This window comes from Streptomyces sp. NPDC050508 (assembly GCF_040655155.1).
GTDB lineage: Bacteria > Actinomycetota > Actinomycetes > Streptomycetales > Streptomycetaceae > Streptomyces.
Map to the genome: position 1 here is coordinate 183,624 of NZ_JBFAJJ010000007.1, position 10,980 is coordinate 194,603.

General features: G+C 70.8%; 8 protein-coding genes. 7 read left to right on the forward strand and 1 reads right to left on the reverse strand.

Going from position 1 to position 10,980, the window contains the following annotated elements; translation table 11 throughout:
* Positions 1-277: 277 nt before the first annotated feature.
* The 5 genes from AB0I69_RS21770 to holA all read left to right on the forward strand — a co-directional run bounded on the left by AB0I69_RS21770 (position 278) and on the right by holA (position 6,225).
* Positions 278-1,168: a ComEA family DNA-binding protein gene (locus AB0I69_RS21770; RefSeq protein WP_363097273.1), complete on the forward strand. Its 891-nt coding sequence runs from the start codon at positions 278-280 to the stop codon at positions 1,166-1,168.
* A gap of 113 nt (positions 1,169-1,281) precedes the next feature.
* Positions 1,282-3,870, forward strand: coding sequence for a ComEC/Rec2 family competence protein (locus tag AB0I69_RS21775; protein ID WP_363097507.1), 2,589 nt, complete (start codon positions 1,282-1,284; stop codon positions 3,868-3,870).
* A gap of 99 nt (positions 3,871-3,969) precedes the next feature.
* Complete coding sequence (locus AB0I69_RS21780; RefSeq protein ID WP_363097274.1) at positions 3,970-4,827, forward strand: arylamine N-acetyltransferase; 858 nt, start codon at positions 3,970-3,972, stop codon at positions 4,825-4,827.
* A 51-nt stretch (positions 4,828-4,878) separates the two neighbouring features.
* Positions 4,879-5,133, forward strand: coding sequence for a hypothetical protein (locus AB0I69_RS21785; protein WP_363097275.1), 255 nt, complete (start codon positions 4,879-4,881; stop codon positions 5,131-5,133).
* A 105-nt stretch (positions 5,134-5,238) separates the two neighbouring features.
* Positions 5,239-6,225 (forward strand): DNA polymerase III subunit delta, encoded by a 987-nt coding sequence (gene holA, locus AB0I69_RS21790; protein ID WP_363097276.1) that lies wholly within the window; start codon positions 5,239-5,241, stop codon positions 6,223-6,225.
* A 198-nt stretch (positions 6,226-6,423) separates the two neighbouring features.
* Here the strand turns inward: holA and rpsT are convergent, their stop codons facing one another.
* Positions 6,424-6,690, reverse strand: coding sequence for a 30S ribosomal protein S20 (rpsT, locus tag AB0I69_RS21795; protein WP_363097277.1), 267 nt, complete (start codon positions 6,688-6,690; stop codon positions 6,424-6,426).
* 289 nt (positions 6,691-6,979) lie between these two features.
* On the opposite strand from rpsT, the gene lepA reads away from it, so the two are divergent.
* Complete coding sequence (gene lepA / locus AB0I69_RS21800; protein ID WP_363097278.1) at positions 6,980-8,854, forward strand: translation elongation factor 4; 1,875 nt, start codon at positions 6,980-6,982, stop codon at positions 8,852-8,854.
* A gap of 249 nt (positions 8,855-9,103) precedes the next feature.
* Positions 9,104-10,978, forward strand: a complete 1,875-nt coding sequence (locus AB0I69_RS21805; protein WP_363097279.1) for an AMP-dependent synthetase/ligase — start codon at positions 9,104-9,106, stop codon at positions 10,976-10,978.
* The last annotated feature ends 2 nt before the right edge of the window (positions 10,979-10,980 follow it).

The following is a 10,980-nucleotide window of genomic DNA, read 5'->3' on the forward strand; positions in this document are numbered from 1 at the left end:
TGAGAAGCCGACGGCGGGGGATGCCGGGGGTTCTCGTTCGCCGGTAGAAGAGGGGGGCGGGCTTCTGATTCCGCCGGTGGCGGAGGCTGTGGGAGGTCCTGTTCCTGTGCCACCTGTGGTCCGGGCGGCGGGACTCCGGTTTCCGCTGCCCGGCGGTGCTGCTCCGCGGAGCGTTCCGGCTCCGGCTCCGGCTCCGGCTCCGGCTCCGGCTCCGGCTCCGGCGCCGGCGCCGGCGCCGGGGGAGTGGGGGGTCCGGGTGGGGCCGCCGGTGGGTGTTGTGCCGAAGCGTGATGTCTCGTACGCAGGAGGGGACGGAGCAGGCGGAGATGTTGGAGCTGTTGGAGATTTAAGTGATACCGGAGAGGTCGGCGTCGGGGGCGATCGTGTGGCGGGGGCCTGGCGCGAGCGGGTCGGATCGGCTCTGCGGGAGCGGATGCCGGTGTGGGTGCAGACGCGGTGTGGGTTGGAGCGGCGGAGCGTGGTCGCGCTCGGTGTGCTGCTCGTGGTGGCAGCGGTCTTCGCCGTACAACACTTCTGGGTGGGCCGGACCCAGCCCGTGCGGGCCCCGGAGGTGGTGCGGGCGGCGGCTCCCTACGGGGCAGGGGCAGGGGCCGGAAGTGGAGGTGGTGACGGGGGTGGGGCCGCTGGTAAAGAGGCCGAGTCGCGTACCTCGGTAGGAGCGCGGGGCTCATCGAGTGCGGCCGGTGCCGAGATCGTCGTGGACGTCAGCGGCAAGGTCCGTAAGCCCGGGGTTCATCGGCTCCCGGCCGGTTCGCGGGTGACGGATGCGCTGCGGGCGGCGGGTGGGGTGCGTCCGGGTACGAACACAGAGGGGCTCAACCGCGCGCGGTTCCTCGTGGACGGGGAGCAGGTCGTCGTCGGGGGTCCGGCCGATGCGGCGGTGCCTGGTGCGGGCGGTGCGAACGGCGCGGGGGCGGTGGGTTCAGCCGGTTCCGCCGCGGGGGCTGCACCTGGGGCTCCGGTCTCCCTCAACACGGCCACCGCGGACCAGCTCGACACCCTGCCCGGCGTCGGCCCCGTGCTGGCCCAGCACATCATCGACTACCGCACCCAGCACGGCGGTTTCCGCTCGGTGGACGAACTGCGCCAGGTCAACGGCATCGGCGACCGCCGCTTCGCCGATCTGCGGGATCTGGTACGGCCATGACCCACGTCCACGACGACCAGTCCGAGCCTGCGACTCCGCGTCCCACGGCGCGGAACGATGCCTCCTCATCGACGCGCCGGGCCGCACGCGCCGCCGATCCGCCCCGACGCGACGTGCACGCCGCCTCCGGGAATCGGCGGGGTGTCGCGCACCCCCGGCAGGAAGGGCCGACAGATCTACGGCTCGTACCGCCCGCGCTCGCGGCCTGGGCGACGGCGGCACTGGCGTTGGACGCATCACCGGCCTGGGTCACCGGCGTCGCGGTCGCCGCCCTGACGGTGGCGCTCGTGCTGCTGTTGGCGCGACGGCGGGACGGGGTGGGCAGCAGCCGTACTCCTGCACAGCCGCGCGCTCACCCCGAACCACCCTCGACACGGCTCCACCCCCGCCGGGTCACCTGGCCCCGAGCCTCGATCGCCGCCCTGCTTCTCTCCATCGCCGCGGCTGCCGCCTCCGCCGGGCTGCACGGGGCGGACCTGCGCCGTGGCCCGGTACCCGAGCTGGCGCGGGAGTACGCGGCCGTGACCGCGGAGGTGGAGGTCGGTTCCGATCCACGGCTGACCCGGCCCCGGATCAGCGGGGACCACGCGGCTCCGGTCTCCGTGTTGATCGAGGCCGAGGTGCGGCGGGTGGAGGGGATGGACGGGACGGTCGTGGAGACGCGGGCGCCGGTGCTGTTGATCATCGACCCGGGTTCGCCCGCCGAGGGAGCCAAGGGCGTGGCGGGCGCGGTGGGCAGGGTGCGGGGATCCGGTGGTGGGCCGGAGCGCTCGCCCTGGCTGGGGCTGCTTCCGTCCACGCGGTTGAAGGTGACCGCGCGGCTGGCGCCCGCGCTGACCGGCGGGGACCGGGTCGCGGCCGTGCTGCGGGTGCGGAACCAGCCGGTGCCGGAGGTGGTGGGGGAGCCGTCCGGAGTGCAGCGGTTCGCCGGGCGGTTGCGGGCCGGGCTGCGTGAGGCCACCGACGGGCTGCCGGCGGACGCACGGGCGCTGCTGCCGGGGCTGGTCGTCGGCGACACCGCGCGGATCACACCGGAGCTGGACGAGGCATTCAAGGAGACGGACCTCGCGCACACCCTCGCCGTCTCCGGAAGCAATCTGACCATCCTGCTCGCCCTCCTCATCGGACCACCCGGCCTCGCCCAGCACGTCGAACGCCGAGGCCTGGCACCGCGGCTGGGGATCTCCCTCCGGGCGACCGCACTGCTCGGCGGGGTGCTCACGCTCGGGTTCGTCGTCGTGTGCCGGCCCGACCCCAGCGTGCTGCGGGCCGCGGCCTGCGGAGCCGTCGCGCTGCTCGCCCTGGCGACCGGGCGCCGCAGATCACTGATCCCGGCGCTGGCGACGGCCGTACTGCTCCTGGTGCTGTACGACCCGTGGCTGGCCCGCAGTTACGGCTTCCTGCTCTCCGTGCTGGCCACCGGTGCCCTGCTCACGCTGGCGCCGCGCTGGAGCGAGACGCTGCGGCGGCACCGGGTTCCGCCGCGGCTGGCCGAAGCGGTGGCCGCCGCTGCCGCCGCGCAGGCGCTGTGTGCGCCGGTCGTGGCCGTACTGTCGGCGCGGGTCAGTCTGGTGGCGGTGCCGTGCAACCTGCTCGCGGAGATCGCCGTCGCACCGGCCACGGTGCTGGGCTTCGCCGCGCTGGCGACGGCACCGGTGGCGATGCCGGTGGCCAAGGTCCTTGCCTGGGGCGCGAGTTGGCCCACCGGGTGGATCGCGGACGTCGCCCGGACCGGCGCGGCGCTGCCCGGTGGGGGAGTGGACTGGCCGGGCAGTTGGACCGGGGCGCTGCTGCTCGCCTTCGCCGTCGCGGTCCTTGTGCTGGTCGGCCGACGGTTGCTGAAGCATCCCTGGCTGTGCGGTGTCTGCGGGCTGCTTCTTCTGCTGGTCGTGATCGAGCCGGCGCCGCTCACCCGGGTGATCACGGGATGGCCGCCGCCGGGCTGGCGGTTCGCGATGTGCAATGTGGGGCAGGGCGACGCGACCGTGCTCGCGGCGGGCAAGGGCACCGGCGTGGTCGTGGACGCCGGACCCGATCCGAAGCTGGTCGACCAGTGTCTGCGCACACTCGGCATCACCAGGATCCCGCTCGTCGTGCTCACCCACTTCCACGCCGACCACGTCGCGGGACTGCCCGGCGTGCTGCGGGGCCGCTCGGTGGGCGCGATCGAGACGACGACCTTCGAAGAGCCCACGGATCAGGCCGAGTTCGTACGGAGAGCGGCAGCGGAACGGCACATCCCGATCACCCGGGCCGTAGCCGGGGAAGAGCGACGCACCGGCCCGCTCTCCTGGCAGGTGCTGTGGCCCCCGCCGGTCCCGGTACCGGACCCGGACGGCCCGAACGACGCGAGTGTCACGCTGCTCGTCCGGACGGCAGGGCTGCGACTGCTGCTGCTCGGGGACCTCGAACCCCCGGCCCAGCAGGAGTTGTTGAGGTCACCGGCGGCAGCGCTGCTGGGAGGAGTGGACGTGCTCAAGGTCGCCCACCATGGTTCCGCCTACCAGGACCCGGAACTGATACGCAGGGTGGCCCCGCGGCTGGCGCTGATCTCCTGCGGAGAACACAACCTGTACGGGCACCCCGCCCCCAGCACGGTCGCGGCGCTACGGGCGATGGGCGCGGTGGTCCTGCGGACGGACGTGGACGGGGCACTGGCGGTAGGAGGCGAGGGGGACGGGCTTCGGGTGACACGGGACTGAGGGCGGAGGGGGGCGCGGGGCGTCGGGTCGCGGGGCGATGAGGGCGGCATGGGACTGGCGCCATGGGCGCTGAGCAGCGGGTGGCGCGAGACTGGGGGCATGAATCCCGCACAGGTTGATGCCTATCTCCGCCGGTTGGGAGTCCCGCTCCCGGCGTTGCCCACCGGCGATGTCCTGCGCGAGCTGCATCTGCGTCATCTGCAGACCGTGCCCTTCGAGAATCTGTCGATTCATCTGGGAGAGGAGATCGTGCTGGAGGAGAAGCGGCTGCTGGACAAGGTGGTGGGCGCGGGCAGGGGCGGGTTCTGCTACGAACTGAACGGCCTGTTCGGTGCGTTGCTCGCCGCGCTGGGTTTCGACGTCGCGCTGCTCGCGGCACGGGTGTACGGGGACGAGGGGCGGCTCGGGATTCCGTACGACCATCTCGCGCTGCGGGTGCGGACGGTGGACGGGGGTGTGTGGCTGGCGGACGTGGGGTTCGGGACGCACAGCCATTACCCCCTGGCCTTCGAGGAGCGGGGCGAACAGGCGGATCCCGGCGGCGTGTTCAGGGTGGTCGAGTCGGGGCCGGACGCGGCCGGGGCGCGGGGCGCCGAGCCCGGGGAGGACTCGTCTCGCGCCGTTCGCGCCGTTCGGGCCGTGGACCTGGACGTCGTCCGGAACGGCGAGCCCGAGTACCGCCTGGAGGTGCGACCCCGGGTGCTCGGCGACTTCGTGGCCGGGGCGTGGTGGCAGAGCACGTCGCCGGCGTCGCACTTCACCCAGTCACTGGTCTGCTCCCGGCTCACGGGCGACGGCGGGAGGACCACACTCAGCGGTCGCCGCCTGACGGAGACGGGGCCGGACGGGACCCGGGACGTACGTGAACTGGCCACGGACGAGGAGGTGTTGGCGGTGTACCGGGAGCGGTTCGGGATCGAGCTGGGGGTGGTGCCGAGGGTGCGCAAGTCCGCGTAGGCCCGCGTAGGACCGGGGTGGGTTCGCGCGAGCCCGCGGCCGTACCGGAAAATGTCCCCCGTGAGTGATGTGAGACATGTGCTGGTGCTGCCCGACCGTGACGCGGCTCAGGAGGCGGCGGAGGTGCTCGGGGAGCGGTTCGCGCTCGACGAGGAACCGCGGCTGGTGCGAGACGCGCTGGCCGGTGAGGACGATGCCGAGGACGCGCAGTGGCTGCTCGTCCTGCGGGACGAGGACGGGCGGCTCGATCCCGCGGAGCTGGACGCGTTCGCGGGGGAGTGGGACGGCTGGCGCGAGGAGCCGTAACTGTCGCGAGTCCCCCCACGAGCCGACGGCACCGGCACAGGCCTCGCGCCCTTCTCCGCCCGCACCCGCACCGCGTTGTCAGTGGCGCGTGCGATGCTTTACGAGATGGCCAGGAAGACTGCGAATGACGACCCTCTCGCCCCGGTGACGCTTGCCGTGGGCCAGGAGGACCTCCTGCTCGACCGTGCCGTGCAGGAGGTGGTGGCCGCCGCCCGGGCCGCCGACGCCGACACGGACGTACGTGACCTGACTTCGGACCAGTTGCAGCCCGGCACGCTCGCCGAGCTGACCAGTCCGTCGCTCTTCGCGGAGCGCAAGGTCGTGGTCGTACGCAATGCGCAGGATCTGTCCGCGGACACGATCAAGGACGTGAAGGCGTATCTCGGTGCGCCCGCCGAGGAGATCACGCTGGTGCTGTTGCACGCCGGCGGAGTCAAGGGCAAGGGGCTGCTCGATGCCGCGCGCAAGGCGGGGGCGCGGGAGGTGGCCTGCCCGAAGATGACGAAGCCGGCGGACCGGTTGGCCTTCGTACGGAGTGAGTTCCGGGCGACCGGGAGATCGGCCACGCCGGAGGCCTGCCAGGCGCTGGTCGACTCGATCGGCAGTGATCTGCGGGAGTTGGCGTCCGCGGTCACCCAGTTGGTCAGCGACATCGAGGGGACCATCGACGAGGCGATCGTCGGGCGGTACTACACCGGGCGGGCCGAGGCGTCGAGTTTCACGGTCGCGGACCGGGCCGTGGAGGGGCGGGCGGCGGAGGCGCTGGAGGCGTTGCGGTGGTCGTTGTCCACCGGGGTGGCGCCGGTGCTGATCACCAGTGCGCTGGCGCAGGGGGTGCGGGCGATCGGGAAGCTGTCGTCCGCGCGCGGCGGGCGGCCGGCGGATCTGGCGCGTGAGCTGGGGATGCCGCCGTGGAAGATCGACCGGGTGCGGCAGCAGATGCGGGGCTGGACACCGGACGCGGTCTCCGTCGCGCTGCGGGCGGTGGCCGAGGCGGACGCGGGAGTGAAGGGCGGGGGGGACGACCCGGAGTACGCGCTGGAGAAAGCGGTCGTCGCGATCGCCCGGGCGGCCCGGTCCCGGGGAGCCTGACCGACTCCCCCCAGGGCGGGACACCACAGGAAGATGGGGAAACAGCAATGCCCCCGAAGTGGGTCCGGGGGCACTGTACGTGGCGTGGCGACCACGATGTCTGTCCGTGAATCGAGGTAGAGGGCTCGACGTTTTCCTCACGGTGGATTGCTACTGGTCCGGTCCGCGCGAGCGCGGGCCGAGGCAAGTGCGGAAGGATCAGCCCTTGAGCGCGATGACCTTGGAAGCAAGCGCCGACTTCTTGTTGGCGGCCTGGTTCTTGTGGATGACGCCCTTCGCGACGGCCTTGTCGAGCTGACGCGCAGCAGCGCGCTGGTACTCGGTGGCCTTCTCGACGTCACCCGCGGCAGCGGCTTCGCGGGCCTTGCGGATCGCGGTCTTCAGGGAGGACTTGACGGCCTTGTTGCGCAGCCGAGCCTTCTCGTTGGTCTTGATCCGCTTGATCTGGGACTTGATGTTCGCCACGAATGAGCCTTTGCAGGTTCTGGCACGGGGCCGCACGGGTCCCGGGCCGATGATTTTTCTTGGGGTGCGTCCCGTGCCCGAACTTGTGCAAGAGAGGGCATGAGACACAGCCACCCAGGCTACCAGCCGCCCACCGGCCCACCCAAACCGGTCCCCGAGAGGCCTCCGGCGAACCTCTCGCACCGGCCCAAACCGGACGGCACCTCCCACGCGTGGGACGATGGAGCCTACGTATCGATCCGACCCGAGACCGCAGACACTGCGGACGCCTCAAGAATCAGGACCCTGCGTGCCCGCGATCCCCAGCCATGTGCCCGAGCCGAGCCGTACCGACCCGGCGCTGATCCGCAATTTCTGCATCATCGCGCACATCGACCATGGCAAGTCCACGCTCGCCGACCGGATGCTCCAGCTGACCGGAGTGGTCGACCAGCGGCAGATGCGTGCTCAGTACCTCGACCGCATGGACATCGAGCGCGAGCGTGGCATCACGATCAAGTCCCAGGCGGTGCGTCTGCCGTGGGCCCCCACCGAGGGGGCCGACAAGGGCAGTACCCACATCCTCAACATGATCGACACCCCGGGACACGTCGACTTCACGTACGAGGTCTCGCGGTCGCTCGCCGCCTGCGAGGGCACCGTGCTGCTCGTGGACGCCGCCCAGGGCATCGAGGCCCAGACCCTCGCCAACCTCTACCTGGCGATGGAGAACGACCTCACGATCATCCCCGTACTGAACAAGATCGACCTGCCGGCCGCGCAGCCCGAGAAGTTCGCCGAGGAGCTGGCCAATCTCGTCGGGTGCGATCCCGACGACGTGCTGCGGGTGTCCGCCAAGACCGGGCTCGGTGTCGACGTACTGCTCAACAAGGTCGTCAAGGAGGTCCCGGCGCCGGTCGGGAACGCGGACGCGCCCGCCCGCGCGATGATCTTCGACTCGGTCTACGACTCCTACCGCGGTGTCGTGACGTACATCAGGGTCATCGACGGGCAGCTCACCAAGCGCGAGAAGATCCGGATGATGTCCACGAACGCCACGCACGAGCTGCTGGAGATCGGGACGAACTCGCCGGAGATGCTCGGTGCCGACGGGCTCGGGGTCGGCGAGGTCGGCTATCTGATCACGGGTGTGAAGGACGTCCGGCAGTCCAAGGTCGGTGACACGATCACCACCCTGCACAAGGGGGCGACCGAGGCGCTCGGCGGTTACAAGGACCCCAAGCCCATGGTCTTCTCGGGCCTGTATCCGCTGGACGGGTCCGACTACCCGGAGCTGCGCGACGCCCTGGACAAGCTCCAGCTGAACGACGCCGCGCTGGTGTACGAGCCGGAGACCTCGGCGGCGCTGGGCTTCGGGTTCCGCGTCGGCTTCCTCGGGCTGCTGCACCTGGACGTGATCCGGGAGCGGCTGGAGCGCGAGTTCGGGCTCGACCTCATCGCGACGGCACCGAACGTGGTGTACCGGGTCGAGATGGAGGACGGCAGCGAGCACGTCGTCACCAACCCGAGCGAGTTCCCCGAGGGGAAGATCGACAAGGTCTACGAGCCCGTCGTGCGCGCGACGATCCTCGCGCCGTCGGAGTTCATCGGTTCGATCATGGAGCTGTGCCAGACCCGGCGCGGCACCCTGCTCGGCATGGACTACCTCTCCGAGGACCGCGTCGAGATCCGCTACACGCTGCCCCTCGCCGAGATCGTCTTCGACTTCTTCGACCAGCTGAAGTCCAAGACCCGCGGCTACGCCTCGCTCGACTACGAGCCCACCGGCGAGGTGGACTCCAGCCTGGTCAAGGTCGACATCCTGCTGCACGGCGACAAGGTGGACGCTTTCTCGGCGATCACGCACAAGGACGCGGCGTACGCGTACGGCGTGCGGCTGGTCGCCAAGCTGCGGGAGCTGATCCCGCGGCAGGCCTTCGAGGTGCCCATCCAGGCCGCCGTCGGCTCCCGGGTCATCGCCCGCGAGACGATCCGCGCCATCCGCAAGGACGTCCTCGCCAAGTGCTACGGCGGTGACATCTCCCGTAAGCGGAAGCTGCTGGAGAAGCAGAAGGAGGGCAAGAAGCGGATGAAGATGGTGGGTTCCGTGGAGGTTCCCCAGGAGGCGTTCATCGCGGTGCTGTCCAGCGACGACAGCGGTCCCGGAGCCAAGGGCAAGAAGTAGCGGCCCCGTACACCGAAATTCCGGATGATACCGAGGCGATTCCCGGGGCCCGTTGCGCTTTCGCGCGGCGGGCCCCGCGTCCTGGCTCTGTACGGAGTGGTCCTGGCTCTGTAGGAAGCGACAGTCCGCCGCCCCTTACGCACCGGCCGGTCGCGGCTTACTCTGATCACTGCTCGATAGTTACTCGCGAGTTAAACAACAGCCGCAGCAACGAGCCAGCCGCACTGTCGCGGGCCCCCGGAGGATGTCGTGAGCGACACACAGACCCTGATCGAGAACCGTCCGCCGTCCGTGGCGGGCCTCTTCCTGGACCGCGTGGCCGCCACGCCGGACGCCGAGGCCTACCGCTACCCGGTGCCGGCGGCTTCGGGCGAGGGCCCCGACGACTGGAAGTCGCTGAGCTGGGCGCAGGCCGCCGAGCGGGTCTTCTCGATCGCGGCCGGTCTGATCGAACTGGGCGTACAGCCCGAGCAGTGCGTCGCGCTCGCCTCCTCCACCCGGATCGAGTGGATCCTCGCCGACCTGGGCATCATGTGCGCCGGCGCCGCCACGACCACGGTGTACCCGCAGACCAACGCCGACGAGTCGACGTTCATCCTCTCCGACTCCGGCAGCAGGGTCCTGGTCGCGGAGGACGCGGCGCAGCTCGCCAAGGCGCGGGACAAGCGCGCCGAGCTGCCCGAGCTGACGCACGTCGTGGTCATCGACCCGGCCGGCGTCGAGACCGGCGACTGGGTGCTCACCCTCGCGGAGCTGGAGCAGCGCGGCGCCGCGTACCTGGAGAAGAACCCGGACCTGATCAAGGAGCGGGTCGGGGCCATCACCAAGGACCAGCTCGCGACGATCATCTACACCTCGGGTACGACCGGCCGCCCCAAGGGCGTCCGTCTCCCGCACGACAACTGGTCGTACCTGGCGAAGGCCATCGCCGCGACCGGGCTGCTCAGCCCGGAGGACGTGCAGTACCTGTGGCTGCCGCTCGCGCACGTCTTCGGCAAGGTGCTCACGTCCGGCCACATCGAGATCGGGCACGTCACCGCCGTCGACGGCCGCGTCGACAAGATCATCGAGAACCTGCCGATCGTGCAGCCGACGTACATGGCGGCCGTCCCGCGCATCTTCGAGAAGGTCTACAACGGCGTCGCGGCCAAGGCGCGGGCCGGCGGCGCCTCCAAGTACAAGATCTTCCAGTGGGCGGCCGAGGTCGCCCGCGAGTACGCCAAGGTCACCCAGGACAACTTCCGCCGCACCGGCGTGGCCACCGCGCCCTTCGGTCTCGCAGCCAAGCACAAGGTCGCCGACGCGCTGGTCTACGCGAAGATCCGCGAGGCCTTCGGCGGCAAGCTGCGCGCGTGTGTCTCCGGATCGGCCGCGCTCGCGCCCGAGATCGGCTACTTCTTCGCCGGCGCCGGCATCCACATCCTGGAGGGCTACGGCTTGACCGAGTCCTCCGCGGCCTCCTTCGTGAACCCCGGCGAGGCCTACCGCACCGGCACGGTCGGCAAGCCGCTGTCCGGCACGGAGGTGCGCATCGCGGACGACGGCGAGATCTTGCTGCGCGGCCCCGGCATCATGGAGGGCTACCACGGGCTGCCCGAGAAGACCGCCGAAGTCCTGGAGTCGGACGGCTGGTTCCACACCGGCGACATCGGCGAGCTGTCCCCCGACGGCTACCTGCGCATCACGGACCGCAAGAAGGACCTGATCAAAACCTCCGGCGGCAAGTACATCGCGCCCGCCGAGGTCGAGGGCCAGTTCAAGGCCGTGTGCCCGTACGTCTCCAACATCCTGGTGCACGGCGCCGACCGGAACTTCTGCACCGCCCTCATCGCCCTCGACGAACCGTCCATCCTGGAGTGGGCGAAGGAGAACGACCTGGCGGGCAAGTCGTACGCCGAGATCGTCGCCGCGCCCGCGACGGTCGCCATGGTCGAGGCCTACGTCAAGGAGCTCAACGAGGGTCTCCAGCGCTGGCAGACCATCAAGAAGTTCCGCCTCCTCCCGCGCGACCTCGACGTCGAACACGGCGAGATCACCCCGAGCCTCAAGCTGAAGCGCCCGGTGGTGGAACGGGAGTACAAGCACCTGATCGACGAGATGTACGCGGGCTCGCGCGAGGCGTGACT